General features: G+C 42.6%; 10 protein-coding genes. 1 reads left to right on the top strand and 9 read right to left on the bottom strand.

Features of this window, described 5'->3' with window-relative positions; all coding sequences use genetic code 11:
- Positions 1-6: 6 nt before the first annotated feature.
- The 8 genes from KDJ85_RS13510 to KDJ85_RS13545 all read right to left on the bottom strand — a co-directional run bounded on the left by KDJ85_RS13510 (position 7) and on the right by KDJ85_RS13545 (position 11260).
- Positions 7-987, bottom strand: a complete 981-nt coding sequence (locus KDJ85_RS13510) for a fimbrial protein (RefSeq protein ID WP_225820117.1) — start codon at positions 985-987, stop codon at positions 7-9.
- A 14-nt stretch (positions 988-1001) separates the two neighbouring features.
- A complete protein-coding gene (locus KDJ85_RS13515; protein ID WP_225820118.1) occupies positions 1002-3524 on the bottom strand; it encodes a fimbria/pilus outer membrane usher protein in 2523 nt (840 codons plus the stop codon).
- 25 nt (positions 3525-3549) lie between these two features.
- Positions 3550-4218 (bottom strand): fimbrial biogenesis chaperone, encoded by a 669-nt coding sequence (locus tag KDJ85_RS13520; protein WP_225820119.1) that lies wholly within the window; start codon positions 4216-4218, stop codon positions 3550-3552.
- Between the two features lie 57 nt (positions 4219-4275).
- Positions 4276-4800, bottom strand: coding sequence for a fimbrial protein (locus KDJ85_RS13525; RefSeq protein ID WP_225820120.1), 525 nt, complete (start codon positions 4798-4800; stop codon positions 4276-4278).
- 1022 nt (positions 4801-5822) lie between these two features.
- Positions 5823-7295, bottom strand: coding sequence for a nitrogen regulation protein NR(I) (glnG, locus tag KDJ85_RS13530; protein WP_225820121.1), 1473 nt, complete (start codon positions 7293-7295; stop codon positions 5823-5825).
- 9 nt (positions 7296-7304) lie between these two features.
- A complete protein-coding gene (gene glnL, locus KDJ85_RS13535; protein WP_225820122.1) occupies positions 7305-8354 on the bottom strand; it encodes a nitrogen regulation protein NR(II) in 1050 nt (349 codons plus the stop codon).
- Positions 8355-8513: 159 nt separating this feature from the next.
- A complete protein-coding gene (gene glnA / locus KDJ85_RS13540) occupies positions 8514-9923 on the bottom strand; it encodes a glutamate--ammonia ligase (protein ID WP_225820123.1) in 1410 nt (469 codons plus the stop codon).
- 356 nt (positions 9924-10279) lie between these two features.
- Positions 10280-11260 (bottom strand): PadR family transcriptional regulator, encoded by a 981-nt coding sequence (locus KDJ85_RS13545; RefSeq protein WP_225820124.1) that lies wholly within the window; start codon positions 11258-11260, stop codon positions 10280-10282.
- Between the two features lie 432 nt (positions 11261-11692).
- Between KDJ85_RS13545 and typA the strand changes: the two genes are divergently transcribed.
- Positions 11693-13516, top strand: a complete 1824-nt coding sequence (typA, locus tag KDJ85_RS13550) for a ribosome-dependent GTPase TypA (protein WP_225820125.1) — start codon at positions 11693-11695, stop codon at positions 13514-13516.
- A gap of 209 nt (positions 13517-13725) precedes the next feature.
- Here the strand turns inward: typA and abgT are convergent, their stop codons facing one another.
- Positions 13726-15252, bottom strand: coding sequence for a p-aminobenzoyl-glutamate transporter (abgT, locus tag KDJ85_RS13555; RefSeq protein ID WP_225820126.1), 1527 nt, complete (start codon positions 15250-15252; stop codon positions 13726-13728).
- Positions 15253-15319 lie beyond the last annotated feature (67 nt).

Consider the following 15319-nt stretch of genomic DNA (forward strand, 5'->3'; position numbering starts at 1 on the left):
TTATTCCTACTCATAACGAATATTAATAGTGGCTGTACCATTTGCAGGGCCTGGGGTAATTTTATCGGCGGTTTTAATATATCGCGCTTTCCAACCGAAAATATAATCACCCGCGGTAGCATTATTTCTTATCGTTCTTTTACTTCCCAATGGGATAGGTGTTTTATTGGCATCGATAATTTGTATTGCAACCCCAGTGGCTTTGTTTGTGCCTGAAAGTGCGAGTTGACCTTGTGCGGCATTTACAGTGCCGCTGGTTGCTGTGACAGTTGCTTTAATATTGGTACCTGCTATGCAGTTTAATGTAATGGGGATATCGACTTCTGTACTGGTGCTACCAACCGTAGGGAACTGAGTATCGTACCAATCACCTAAGTTAATTGTTGGTACGGGACTTTTTAATGAACAGCTGAGTACATTTATTCGATAGCCACTTTGAAACCGTAAAATAGAACCTACAAATCGAGTTCCTACGGTTGTGTTATATTGTGTTAAATGAGCCACTTCCCCACTTCTTATTGTACCCGATGTGGTAATGGCTCCAGTTTTTATTATATCAATAACCCAAGATGTGGCTCCAAACCCCCAACTAGTTTCAGTTTTTTGAGATTGAATAGGAATATAACCACTATTGCCAAATGTATTTAGCCTAACTCTGATTCCAATTCCAGGAATGGCAGTTGGTGCAATTTTACTTGCATTACTACTCCAGCTATTAACATAGTATAAATCTTGGTACCCACCGCAATATTGCGCATTAGCATTGGCGAAATTGTAGCCTGATAAACCTGGAAAGGCAGCAACACTATGTGTTGTTATAACATAATTATTGGTCCACGTATTATCATATTGTATATTCAGTGTGCTATTGGGTATATAAGCTGCCAGTCTATTTGTGGGGTTTTGTGTGCAAGCAGCACTCGCATACCCTGAATATAAATATAAACAGCTAGCCGCTAATATTGATGGATAAATTAATTTTTTCATTTTCTATTTCCTTATTATCGGCAAACCGCAGTAGTTTTATATAACCCCATATAATCTGAAATCCCTGCTAAGTTATAATTCACTTGGCATTGTTGTTTCTCGTTATATTGAATAATAAATTGACCACTTTCCGCTAAACCGGATAAATACACTTCACCGTCATTGCCGACTAGGCTATTTAATTGGTTGTTATCGTTAAAGATGGCCTGCGCCCCAAATGGTACGGGCTTGCCGTCTGCAAAAGTCAACGCCATAATTGCGCGATAACCGACATTCGCCGCAAAGCTCGCTTTTACTAAGGCACCGCGGCTTGGTGCGACGGTTTGGCTGGTTAACTCCATTTCGGTATTATTGGGTAACGCCGAGGTATCGATATCCACGGCATTTTTGCGGTAAGCCGTCACGTACGGCACTAACGCATAACCTTGGTTATTGGTTACCACGCCCGCTTGATTCATAATCGGCACATCCCCTGCATTCGGGATTTCCACAAGAGCAGCAGTCTCACCTAATTGTTGGCCTAACACTAACCCGTTTGAATGTGCGACTAAGCTACCGTTCACTCCGTAATAGAGGTTATAGTTGTCTTTGCTATAACCCGAACCACCAGAAACTTCACCGTATTGTCCTTTATAGGATGCGTTCAAGTTACCTGTTGTTCCCGTTTCTTGGTTGGTAAAGCCTTGTTGCATACTCCAATTTAAACGGTTATTAAGCTGAGATGCAGAAACCCCCATGCTGCCTGTGCTGGAGTCACGGCTGCTATGATTACTGACAAAGTTGATGTACGCCGTGTCATCAAATAAATTAAACGGAATATTCACCGAGAATGTGAATAAGTGGTCTTCATCACTCTGATTTTTCGTTCCTGTTGTATATGAATAGCTGCGGGTATTTTTGTTATAGGTATAATTCAGCCCGTAACTGATCCCCTGCCAGCTATTGTTATAACCCAGTGTGGCGGACTGAGTTTTGCGGTCACTGTTCCAATAGTCTTCGTTAACATAACCTGCTGAAATCGAACCGTAAGCATCCCCAAGATTTTGGCTTAAGGTAATTTCCCCTCGATTACGGCGGCGTTCGATTTCAGGCACATAGTTGGTATCACGGAAGGTATCGAACACTTCCGATAAACTGTAAAACCCTTCAGTGGAATAGCGGTAACCCGCTAATGCGATATTGGTGCCGATATCATTCAGGTTTTTGTTATAGCGAAAACGGTATGATTGCCCGCGCTCTTTGAGGTCACTACGCAACTTAGCGTGGGACTGGGTGATGTCTATGGACACTGCCCCAAATCGACCTAAGTTTTGCCCCGCACCTACTGAATATGATTGATAATCTTCACTTAACTGGCTACCACCGTAGGCAGTTACGCCATAGGGCAAGCCATAAACGACAGTAAACTGGCCAAACTTAGTTTTATCTACATGGCTGTCATAAGCGCGATATTGCCCCGCGGTGGCGCTATAGGCTAAATACCCCTCGCGCTGCAACACAGGCAGTGATGCAAATGGCACGATCTGCACCTGTTCGCTGCCGTTCGACTCTTTTATCGTCACATGCAAATCACCGCTACCCCCAGTCGGGTACAGATCACTGATTTCAAACGGCCCTGCAGCCACGTCGGTTTGGTAGATGGTATAGCCATTTTGGCGAATAGTGATTTGTGCATTGCTGCGCGCTATTCCACGGACCACGGGGGCATAACCGCGTAAACTTTCGGGGTACATATCGTCATCAGTAGCGAGCTGCGCCCCACGAAATGGCACGCTGTCAAATACTTGAGAAGGTGATACGCTGTCTCCGAGGATTAACTGGCTTTTTAGGCTATTGATCCCACGCGAGGCATAAGTGTAAATGGTGTCCCATTTATTGGATTGCCCGCTGCTATTTGACCACGTCGTGTAGTTGCGCAGGCGCCATGGGCCGATATTAATCCCAGGGCGCAGGTTTACGTAGTTTGATGTGGTATCTTCGCCACCTTTACGGTCAGTATTCTTCGACCCACTGTAGCTGTAATTAAGTAGCAGGGCGGTGATGCCATTGTCAATATCCGCTAAGTCTACGTAACCTCGCGGGTTTTTCGCCAATGCGATTTGTGGAATGCTTAAATACAAACGTTGAGAATCAAAATCAAAGTCGCTTTTGGCATCGGGGATCGCGGCCAAATTGACACAGCCATCTTGGCTATTGTTTAATTCAGGGTAATCTGCAACTTTAATATCAAAACTTTTTAAATCATCCAGCGTCAAACAAGGTGCTAATGTATTGTTGCTATTTTTATCGAACTTTAAATTTTTGGCGCCAATTAAATTAGTGTTCACATAAATATCGACATAATAACTGCCGGCTAATTGTTGGTTATTTTCAAATTGGCTTAAATCCACCGCCTCTTTATTTGGCAGTTCTAAAAAGTCAGGATCAAAATATGTTTTTCCTTCTGCCGTATTATTGTTGGTCGGGTTTTCTGCGTATAAAGGTACCGTATAGCCTAAATAAATGAATAGGCTAAGGCATATTTTATTTATTTTCATGGTGACAACCTACAAAGATATTGGGCTATATTTTTGCTTCAGACGCCTCAGCGGCAGAGCCATAATCATTAATTACTTCCCATTTCACGGTGCCGTGGGCGGCGTTGTCATTGATGTCAAAGGTCGCGCTAGAAAAGGGTGCAGCGTAGGAGACATCACTCACTTTTTTGCCATTAAATGAGATACTTTGGAAATTCATAAAATAGGGTGTTGGGTTCTTTACGGTTAATTGGCTACCCGTTTTAGACCATGTCAGCTTTTTTTGTTGTTCTTCAAAGTTCACGTCTTTAATGGCAGAAGGTCGGTAAATTAATTTCATTTGTGTTTTAAAGGCAATCTGCAAAGAATTTTCCGTGCGTTCGGTCGCTGGGATAGTTTTAATATTGAGCCAAAATAACGATTCTTTATCTTTGGGTAAGGTATTCGCGGTTAAAAAGATACGCAGTGCATTGGTTTTATCGGCATTTAATCGGAATAGTGGTGGTGTAATAGTAAAATCCGATTGTTTTTTTTCGTCGATACCATCAATCCACGATTGAATTAAATAGGGAATTTTATCAGGGTTTTCGACACTGATACTGACATCTTTATTCCCTTCATTATAAATAACACGAGTGCCGCCAATAATTACACCCGCGTTAGCCGTTTGTATAAATAAGAATAAAGATATAAAAAAACAAATTAAGCGTTTCATATTATCACCTAGTAATACAGGAATAAGGTTTAAGTCCGTTTAAACCTTAAAGTCCAATTAGTTATAATTGATTGTGAACGTTGCGGTGCCGTTAGCAGGACCCGTTGTTACCGTGTCAGACTTCGCAATATAACGCGCTCTAAAATCTAAGTTATTTTCCACATTTTGCTGTAATGGGTAGTTTTTAGATGCTGTAAACAGTGGAACAACGGTATTTACATCATCGGTAATTTGGATCCCTACACCTGTAGCCACACCCGCTTCTTCTTTCAGTTTGATAACCGTGTCATCCCCTAAATACGAGTCAGCATCGAATTTTACGGATGCTGTGGTGACGGTGGCAGGGCAGTTAATTAATTTGATGGTGAATTTAGTGGCAGCGGCAGTGCTTCCAGCACTAGGTAATGCGGTTTTAGAGACTTTCCCTAAGTTTACTTTTAATGCATCAGAGCCCGCTGCTAATTCACAGGCTTGGTCGGTAATTTCACCCGTGAAATCGATAGTTCCGTCAGCGGCCAATGCATTATTAATAGCAAAAATAGACGACGCTGCAATTAACGTTGCGATGATATTCTTTTTCATTTATGACTCTCCAAGGAAGATATTTTATTTGATGGTATTGAGAGCGGGCTAAATATTCGCTTACTCAATAGGAGGGTATTTTGTGATTATTTTTTTAAATAAACAAGTCAGCGAGGAAATAGAATTAAATAATAATTTAATTCTATTCTTGGTTTTTTTAGAATAAAAAACACATTATGTGTTAGGGAATGGGGTTATATCGTGAAATGAAAGATATTTTACTTTTTATTAATGAAGCGCTAAAGTTAAATAAAAATAAAAAACCAGTAATAAATTTAGTGTGATTTTAAAGTTTTATTCCTCTCGTATAGTGTGATTTTTGGGTTTTTAATCTTAAGTTAAATTTTCTTTTTGTTTGGAAAGAAAACAAAATAACGGAAAATAATGATTGATATTGTAATGTCTAAATGCGTAATTCAAAATGGTATAGTCTAATTTCATTATTTTTATAGAAAATATCTTCATTATTGCTAACAAGCCTTATGATGATAGAATAAAAAAAACACGATAAAGAAGATGTTTATTTTAGTCGTTAATTTTTAGGTTTTAATCATAAAGTGGAATTAACCTATTTGTAGAGGAAATAGTGCTGTTCAGGTGATAATAATAGCTCCGCTTCAATAAGTTGTTTGTTGGTGGTCTGGCAATTAGGGCTTTGATTTTCATGTGGTACTATGAAATCAGACATGAGAACTTCTACACTAACCCCAAAAATTTCAGCAATACGGAATAGTGTATCAACATGAATGCGTATCTCTCTAATAATTTCACTGAGCTAAATAATATATATAATTCTATTGAAATGAATCATTAATGTATTGTATTAATTAGAATATCGTACCTCAATGGTCAATATAAGGAGTGGAATATGGCTAGGTTGTCTAAAATAGAGCATGCTTATTTTTTCTAATATTAAACGATAATAAAACTATTTTATATTTAATATAAAGAAGTAGAGTTCTTCTCTACTCCTTTTTGAATGATTGTTAAAATCAAGTGAAGTTACTTAATTTTATTGTGGTTTATTCAATGCCTAATTCTTTTAATTTACGGGTTAGGGTATTTCGCCCCCAGCCTAATAAACGGGCCGCTTCCTGTTTATGTCCATCGGTGTGCTTCAGTGCGCAGTTAAGTAGAGTGCGTTCTAATAGCGGCACTGTTTGTGCTAGTAAATCGTCTTTACCTGCTGATAATGCGTGATCAGCCCATTTTTCCAATAATTCAAACCATTGTGCATCTGAGGTGAATTGATGCACAGATAAAGAAGCCTTTGCTGGTTCATTAGCCTTCAGTTTATTGGTTTCAGTATTTTGTATTGAGTGCTCTTCCAGTAAATCATCTGGCAAATCTTGCGGTAAAATTTCTTGGCTTGCCGCCATAACGGTCAGCCAGCGACAGACATTTTCCAATTGGCGAACATTACCTGACCAATAATAGCGCTGCAGAATTTTTTCACTGTCAGGGTGCAGTACTTTACTTTCTACACCTAACTCTTTTGCAGTATTTTGTAAAAAATAGTGTGCAAGACGTGGAATATCTTCCGTTCGTTCTCGCAAAGGAGGAAGTTGAACTCGAATTACATTTAATCGGTGAAATAAATCTTCACGAAATAAACCTTCTTTAACCCGTTTTTCAAGATCTTGGTGGGTGGCGGCAATAATTCGCACATCCACTTTCACAGGAGTATAGCCACCAATACGGTAAAATTGCCCTTCAGCAAGAACACGTAATAACCGTGTTTGTACATCAAGGGGCATATCCCCAATTTCATCTAAAAATAATGAACCGCGGTTGGCTTGTTCAAAACGCCCTTGACGAACTTGGGTTGCCCCTGTGAACGCGCCTTTTTCATGACCAAAAAGCTCCGACTCGATGAGATCTTTTGGAATAGCGGCCATATTCAGGGCAATAAATGGTTCATTAACTCGTGGACTATGTTGGTGCAACGCGTGAGCAACGAGCTCTTTCCCTGTCCCTGACTCACCGTTAATCAGTACGCTAATTGATGAGCGCGATAAGCGGCCGATAATGCGGTACACCTCCTGCATTGCAGGCGCTTCACCGATCATGGTGGATGATACGATCGGCGCTTTTTGCTTTGTTTCACGCCCCGTGTGGTTCTGTTCACGGCTATGATTTAACGCACGTTCAACCAATGCCACAGTTTCATCGATATCAAACGGTTTAGGCAGGTAATCAAAGGCACCAGATTGATAAGCATTAACGGCAGCATCGAGGTCTGAATGAGCTGTCATAATGATGATTGGCAAAAGGGGATGGGATTGCTTAATGGTATTAAGTAGCTCAATACCATTGGTTCCAGGCATGCGAATATCGGATAACAAAACATCAGGGAGTGCGTTTTCCAATGCAGCAAGTACCGCATCAGCACTGTCAAAGCAGGTGCAGACAAATTCTGCACTGTTGAGTGCTCGCTCTAAAACCCAGCGAATGGAACTGTCGTCATCTACGACCCAAATTTTTCCCTGTGACATGGTTATCCCCTATTTTTTGATGGGTAGATAAATAGAAAACTCAGTGTGCCCAGGCCAACTCGTAAACTCGATTTTCCCAGCATGTTGGTCCACTAAACTTCGCGCAATTGACAGGCCAAGCCCTGTCCCATCAGGCCGTCCACTCACCATTGGGTAGAAAAGCGTATCTTGGATAGCTAATGGGATACCAGGGCCATTATCTTCAATATCAATACGCGCAGCTAACCGATAGCGCTCCCCTTGTAGCATGACTTGAAATGCAGTGCGTGTGCGTAGTGTGATATGACCGCCCGTATCAGCGACGGCTTGTAGCGCGTTACGGGTGATGTTCAGTAAAACTTGTTCGATTTGATCGGGGTAATAGTCTAAATCGGGCAAACTTGGATCATAGTCGCGAGTTAATGTGACATTAGCAGGTTTTTCGAGGGAAACTAAGCGCACCACATTTTCCATAATATGGTGAATACTTTGCTGAGTTTTTGGTCCTGGATACTGTGGCCCTAGCAATCTATCGACCAAGGCTCTTAAGCGGTCGGCTTGTTCGATAATGACTTGAGTATATTCATTTAATTGTGGGGAGGGCAGCGCCTTAGATAACAACTGCGCAGCACCTCGCAATCCACCTAGTGGGTTTTTTATTTCGTGAGCCAGACCGCGGATCAGCTCGCGCGCGGCAAGTTGCTGTGCATTTTGCGCCAATTCTTGGCTAAGGCGCCGCTGGCTATCGAGCTGAGATAGCTCAACTAAAATAAATTGTTCTGAAAAAGGCTGTGCGCTAAATGACATTACGTGGGAATGGTTGTTAAACACCAACGTGACCTCATTTTCAGTAAAACTGTGGCCTTCTTTTAAACTATTGAGCATTAATTCATCATTGAGTGAGCAATAGCTAAATAAGAGTGGAAGGGGAGTACCATAGAGTTTGCGCTGACTTTGGGTTAGGATTTGCAATGCGGCATGATTGGCATAATGGATAACCAAATCGTAATCCAAAATAAGCACGCTATTAATGAGGGAGTCGAGGATTTGTTCGGGTGCTGGCAAATGTTCGGTTTTCATGTCATGTCACTCCTGCACTATTTTGGTGCATTATACCTGATAGACCAAACAACCGATATTTGATTTTTGTTTCTTTGGTGCAGTTTTAGAGAGAAAAGGCCCCATCAAAAGATGGGGCAAGTGCTTCACGGCAACAAAGACTATCAGTGGAACGGCGTGTTACACACTGTAGTACATTTCAAATTCGAGCGGGTGTGGTGCCATACGGACACGTTGGATGTCAGCACGGGTTAATTCAATGTACGCATCGATAGCATCATTTGTGAATACACCACCACGAGTTAAGAACTCGCGATCGTTATCCAGTTCCGCTAGTGCTTCATCTAAAGAACCTGAAACAGTTGGGATTTCTTTTGCTTCTTCTGGTGGTAAGTCATACAGATTTTTATCCATTGCATCACCAGGGTGGATCTTATTGATAATGCCATCAAGACCCGCCATTAACTGCGCTGCAAACGCTAAGTATGGGTTAGCTGCTGGGTCAGGGAAACGCACTTCAATACGACGTGCTTTGGTACTTGCAACCACAGGAATACGGATAGATGCAGAGCGGTTACGTGCAGAGTAAGCTAGCATTACAGGGGCTTCAAAGCCTGGAACTAAACGTTTGTATGAGTTCGTTGTTGGGTTTGTAAATGCGTTCAGCGCACGAGCATGTTTAATGATACCGCCGATATAGTACAGCGCCATTTCAGATAAACCGCCGTATTTGTCACCCGCAAACAGGTTCACGCCGTCTTTTGATAAAGACATGTGGCAGTGCATACCTGAACCGTTATCACCGACTAATGGCTTAGGCATAAAGGTGGCAGTTTTGCCGTATGCATGGGCAACATTGTGTACAACATATTTATAAATCTGAGTTTCATCCGCTTTTTTGGTCATTGTATTAAAGCGGGTAGCGACTTCGTTTTGGCCTGCAGTTGCCACTTCATGGTGATGAGCTTCAACAACTAAGCCCATTTCTTCCATTGTGGTACACATTGCAGAACGCAGGTCTTGTGATGAGTCTACAGGTGGTACTGGGAAGTAACCGCCTTTAACGGCTGGACGGTGGCCTTTATTGCCGCCTTCGTATTTTGTGCCAGTGTTCCATGCCGCTTCGATATCATCGATATGGTAGTAGCTGCCGTGCATATTGTTGCCGAAACGAATATCGTCAAAAACGAAGAATTCAGGTTCTGGACCAAATAACACGATGTCAGCGATACCGCTTGAACGCAGGAAATCTTCCGCACGTTTGGAAATGGAGCGTGGGTCTCTGTCGTAACCTTGCATGGTACCTGGCTCTAAAATATCGCAACGGATAATTAAGGTCACATCAGCAAAGAATGGGTCTAACATTGCCGTAGATGCATCTGGCATCAGTACCATGTCAGATTCGTTGATGCCTTTCCAGCCACCAATTGATGAACCGTCGAACATCTGGCCTTCTTCAAAGAAGTCTTCGTCAACTTGGTGAGCAGGGATAGTGATGTGTTGCTCTTTACCTTTTGTGTCGGTAAAACGCAGATCAATAAATCTTACATTGTGCTCTTTAATTAACGATAAAACATGTTCAGCGGACATTCTCGGCTCTCCTGGTCGGGTCTAATCAACAAACCGCATCATATTTTGCGTTTGTTGGTTTGTCTGGCATGGCGGCGGTGATTAATCACATTAATGCACGTTGCTCGCTCACTATAAATACTATAAGCGAAAATCGTGCCAACTTTTAAAAGAATAGTAAATACGGATTGTTACGAGAGAATGTCAATCGATTGAGTTAAAAATAGTCACAATTTGCACTTAGTTGGTGCGTTTTTGATGATGAGCGCACTATTTTAGTGCAAGGAAGAGAAAGGGATAGAGAAAAAAGCCAGCTTTGTGCTTAATAATAAGCCCAAAGCTGAATTGGCAGACATTATTTAACGAGCGAGGAGGTGTTATTCATCATCACTGTTGGTTAATAAGGTATTCACTTCTTCAATCTGTTTTACGGCATCATTGATAATGGAAGCAATTTGACGCGTTTGTTCTTCATTCAATTGTTTCAGAACCATTTTGTGGCGCAGTAGGGCTTTAAAGCGGCTGACTGCCATTTCAATGTCTTCTGCTAAATTGCTGCCTTGTTGCATATCACGTGCTTTCGCCAGCTTACGAGCAATAACCGCTTCTGTTTCTTTATTTTGTGCTAAGTGCGCAGCGCCTTCTGGCGTAATAGTAAAACTTTTGCGATTGCGCTCAACAATTTGAGACTCTAAAAAGCCTTGTTCTTCCAATAGTGTTAGTGTTGGATAAATAACGCCTGGGCTAGGGACATAGAGGCCATTTGAGGCTTCTTGGATGTCTTTAATGATTTCGTAGCCATAGCTTGGTTTTTTCGCCACTAATGAAAGAACCATAATGTGAAGATCCCCGTGGTCGAATAAGCGACGTAGGCCTTTGCCTCTTCCGCGGCCTCTTTGACGCTCATCACTGTGGCCATGACGGCCTTCACCGTGGCAACGTTCACCGTGTCCGTGGCCATGACGGCCTTCACCGTGGCAACGTTCACCGTGTCCGTGGCCATGACGGCCTTCACCGTGGCAACGTTCACCGTGTCCGTGACCATGACGGCCTTCACCATGGCAACGTTCGCCGTGTCCGTGACCATGACGGCCTTCACCATGGCAACGTTCGCCGTGTCCGTGACCATGACGGCCTTCACCGTGGCAACGTTCGCCGTGTCCATGGCCATGACGGTCATCACCGTAATAATGGTCGCCGTGGCTGCGATGTTTACCTTCATGACAACATTCACCATGACCATGGCGGCGTTCACTGTGCCCATGACGGCCTTCTCCATGGCAACAGCCATCGTGGTGGCCGCGCTGATTTTCGTCATGGTGTGCATAATATACATGACGACAAGATTTAATTAGCATATAGTTACTCCTTAGTTTGTAACTTTAGATATATCGAATTCATTTTGTTGTTTCACTATATTTAGATATATCTAATTAGTCAATTTAGATATATCTAAATAACATAAAAAGACATTAAAAATGGCGGTTAAGAAAGAAAGTCTATTTTTTGTTCTTTTTTGGGGCTGCTAATATTAAGTTTTTAGCGTATTATTCTGTCACTTCGTGGTTTCGCAGAGATGATGCTCATTATTTTGTGGGGAAATCTGGCACTGTTACGCAACTGAATGTTTTTTCGTTAAAAACTTTTTATACAGTGATGGGTTTCACATTTATTCCACTTGTGCGGAAAAACGTGTAAAATAACAGCAAATTAACGTAGAAAGTATGTTTGGGTAATTAGAATACCACAAAAAACATATTCCTTTCCTGTCAATTAAACGGTAAAAATCCTTGTCAATTCAAAACTTAAGAAACATCGCCATCATCGCTCACGTTGACCATGGCAAGACAACACTGGTTGGTAAATTATTGCAACAGTCAGGTACGTTCGGCGAACGTGAAACTGTTGATGAGCGTGTTATGGACTCCAACGACTTGGAGAAAGAGCGTGGTATTACCATTCTTGCTAAAAATACTGCAATCCAATGGAATGGTTATCACATCAATATCGTAGACACCCCAGGCCACGCCGATTTCGGTGGTGAGGTTGAGCGCGTAATGTCTATGGTTGACTGCGTTCTGCTGGTTGTTGATGCGATGGATGGCCCAATGCCACAAACACGTTTCGTTACGCAAAAAGCGTTCGACCACGGTTTGCGTCCTATTGTTGTTATTAACAAAGTTGACCGCCCAGGTGCACGTCCTGATTGGGTTGTTGACCAAGTATTCGACTTATTCGTGAACTTAGGTGCAACGGATGAGCAACTCGATTTCCCTATTGTTTATGCATCTGCATTAAACGGTATCGCAGGTCTTGACCACACTGAAATGGCTGAAGATATGACGCCGCTGTACGAAGCTATCGTAGAGCATGTTGCGCCACCAGCAGTTGATGTCGATGGTCCTTTCCAAATGCAAGTTTCGCAGTTGGATTACAACAGCTACTTAGGTGTTATCGGTATCGGCCGCATCAAACGTGGTGTGGTTAAACCTAACCAACAAGTGACTATTATTGATAGCGAAGGTAAAACTCGCAACGGTAAAATCGGTAAAGTACTCACTCACTTAGGTTTAGAGCGTATCGATTCACAACAAGCTGAAGCGGGCGATATCGTTGCGCTGACAGGTTTAGGTGAACTGAACATCTCTGATACTATCTGCCAAGTGGGTAGCGTTGAAGCACTGCCTGCATTAGCAGTTGATGAGCCAACAGTTAGCATGTTCTATTGTGTTAACACCTCACCATTCTGCGGTAAAGAAGGTAAATTCGTGACTTCACGTCAGATCCTTGACCGTCTGAATAAAGAACTGGTTCACAACGTTGCACTGCGTGTTGAAGAAACTCAAGACCCTGATGCATTCCGTGTATCTGGTCGTGGTGAGCTGCACTTATCTGTTCTGATCGAAAACATGCGTCGTGAAGGCTTCGAGCTAGCGGTATCTCGTCCAAAAGTTATCATTCGCGAAATCGATGGTCGTAAACAAGAACCATTCGAGCAGGTGACTTTAGACGTTGAAGAACAAAACCAAGGTGATGTCATGAAAGCGTTAGGTGAGCGTAAAGGCGACCTGCGTGACATGATGCCAGATGGTAAAGGTCGTGTGCGCCTTGACTACATCATCCCAAGCCGTGGTCTGATTGGCTTCCGTACTGAGTTCATGACAATGACTTCAGGTACTGGCTTACTGTACTCAACATTCAGCCATTACGACGATGTTCGCCCAGGCGAAATCGGTGGGCGTCAAAACGGCGTGCTGATCTCTAACGGCCAAGGTAAAGCAGTTGCTTACGCGCTGTACAGCCTGCAAGATCGCGGTAAACTGTTCTTAGGTCACGGTGCTGAAGTGTATGAAGGCCAAATCATCGGTATTCACTCACGTTCGAATGACTTAACGGTTAACTGCTTAACGGGTAAAAAACTGACTAACATGCGTGCGTCAGGTACCGATGAAGCAACAACATTGTCACCACCAATTAAAATGACTCTGGAACAAGCGCTTGAGTTTATTGATGATGACGAATTAGTTGAAGTGACTCCGCAGTCTATCCGTCTGCGTAAGCGTCACCTGACTGAGAACGATCGCCGTCGTGCAAACCGTTCTAAAGAAGACTAATTTTTAGATAAATTAGACAGTGAAAAGGCGCCTGTAAGGCGCCTTGAGGTTGTTGACAAAGCAGGATAAAAACGTGGTTTTTCCTGCTTTGTGTTATCAGCCGAAAATCAATAAATTGATTTTCCTAATTTATTTTCAAAACCTATTCAACCTGCAGTCAAACCTAATCGGTTTGTCAGCAGTCTGAGGCGCCTGTAAGGCGCCTTTTTTTATGGATTGAGCTGCGGGTAAACCCCAGGCCCGATAGGTAAGCCAGCAAAGTACCAACCGACCAGCAATAGCATCCAAACAATAAAAAATACAATTGGATACGGTAATATTAAAGTGTAATAAGTCCCTAGCTGTGCATTTTTATAGTAGCGTTGTAAAAAGCCTAAAAATAACGGAAGGAACGGAGACATTGGTGCAAGGGGTAACACTGCGGAGTCAGCGATACGAAACACAATCTGTGCGAATGCAGGGTGAAAGCCAAGTAATACAAACATCGGTACAAATATTGGTGCCAGTATTGACCAAATGGCGGAGCCACTGGCAATAAACATACACAGAAACGCAGATAAAAACATTAAGCCGATAAACGCAGGTACACCTGTCATTCCCAAGTTTTCGAGCAAGTCAGTTAGACCAATCGCCATGAATTTCCCCATGTTACTCCAGTTAAAGAAAGCAACAAACTGGGAAAGTGGGAAAACCATCACAATGAAACCTGCCATGCTTTTCATTGGGTCAACTAATAAGTCTGGGATATCATTCGGCTTTTTGATTTGTTTGGTTGATACACCATAGGTAATGGAAACGACGAAAAAGAAAATAATAATGACAGGAACGATACCCTTGATAAACGGCGAAGGGATCACAGTATCAGTCACTGGATCACGCAGTGGTGCGCCTTCTGGGGCAACCATGAGCGCAACTAAACCGATAAAGATTAATGCAGATAAGCCACTCATCAATAAGCCACGATTTTGAATTGGCGTCAATTCTTCGAGTCGGTCATGTGACGTGCCTTCCCACACAGGTAAACGGGGTTCAATAAATTTGTCTGTCAATAGCGCACCTGCGATGGTTAACACAATCACCGATGTGGCCATAAAGTACCAGTTATCGATAACGCTGACATGTAGATTTGGGTCAATCATCATTGCCGCTTCTGTACTGATTCCGGATAACAAGACATCGGTGGTGACAATTAATAAGTTTGCGGTAAAACCCGAAGCGACTCCAGCAATTGCGGCTAATAGGCCAGCGACAGGATGACGACCCACCGCGATAAAGATCAAGGCACCTAGTGGTGGCATGACAACTAACGCCGCATCTGAAGAAATATGGCTAAAAAAGGCGATAAACAGCACCATATAACTGGCATAGCGCTTATTAATACCTGATGCCATTTTGTACATTAAAGCTTGAAGTAAGCCTACTTTCTCAGCTAAACCCGCCCCAATAACTAATGCGAGAATGGCACCTAGGGGAGCAAAGCTACTAAAATTCTTAACGATATTAGGTAAAATCCATTGCAACCCCTCCACGCTTAATAAGTTTTTGACGCTGACCATCTCGTCATTGGCGGGGTTTTTAACAGATAAATCAAACCAAGATAATACAGCCGTCGCAATCATCAGCACGGCAATTAAATAAACGAACAAAATGAATGGGTTTGGGATTTTGTTTCCCACGCGTTCTATCCAGCGAAAAATTGCCCCGGGGCTTTTGTGCACAGTTGTTGAGTCGCTCATAGGGTTTCCTTGTGTCTATCTTCATTGTTATTGTTATGACTTATGGGCGGGTAAACCCCGCCAGTAT

This window comes from Providencia vermicola (assembly GCF_020381325.1).
In the GTDB taxonomy this organism is placed as follows: Bacteria; Pseudomonadota; Gammaproteobacteria; order Enterobacterales; family Enterobacteriaceae; genus Providencia; species Providencia vermicola.

What these genes read in the sequence shown, in the direction of transcription:
- KDJ85_RS13510 (WP_225820117.1), bottom strand. Translation starts at nt 987, where the DNA reads ATGAAAAAATTAATTTATCCATCAATATTAGCGGCTAGCTGTTTATAT.
- KDJ85_RS13515 (WP_225820118.1), bottom strand. Translation starts at nt 3,524, where the DNA reads ATGAAAATAAATAAAATATGCCTTAGCCTATTCATTTATTTAGGCTAT.
- KDJ85_RS13520 (WP_225820119.1), bottom strand. Translation starts at nt 4,218, where the DNA reads ATGAAACGCTTAATTTGTTTTTTTATATCTTTATTCTTATTTATACAA.
- KDJ85_RS13525 (WP_225820120.1), bottom strand. Translation starts at nt 4,800, where the DNA reads ATGAAAAAGAATATCATCGCAACGTTAATTGCAGCGTCGTCTATTTTT.
- glnG (WP_225820121.1), bottom strand. Translation starts at nt 7,295, where the DNA reads ATGTCACAGGGAAAAATTTGGGTCGTAGATGACGACAGTTCCATTCGC.
- glnL (WP_225820122.1), bottom strand. Translation starts at nt 8,354, where the DNA reads ATGAAAACCGAACATTTGCCAGCACCCGAACAAATCCTCGACTCCCTC.
- glnA (WP_225820123.1), bottom strand. Translation starts at nt 9,923, where the DNA reads ATGTCCGCTGAACATGTTTTATCGTTAATTAAAGAGCACAATGTAAGA.
- KDJ85_RS13545 (WP_225820124.1), bottom strand. Translation starts at nt 11,260, where the DNA reads ATGCTAATTAAATCTTGTCGTCATGTATATTATGCACACCATGACGAA.
- abgT (WP_225820126.1), bottom strand. Translation starts at nt 15,252, where the DNA reads ATGAGCGACTCAACAACTGTGCACAAAAGCCCCGGGGCAATTTTTCGC.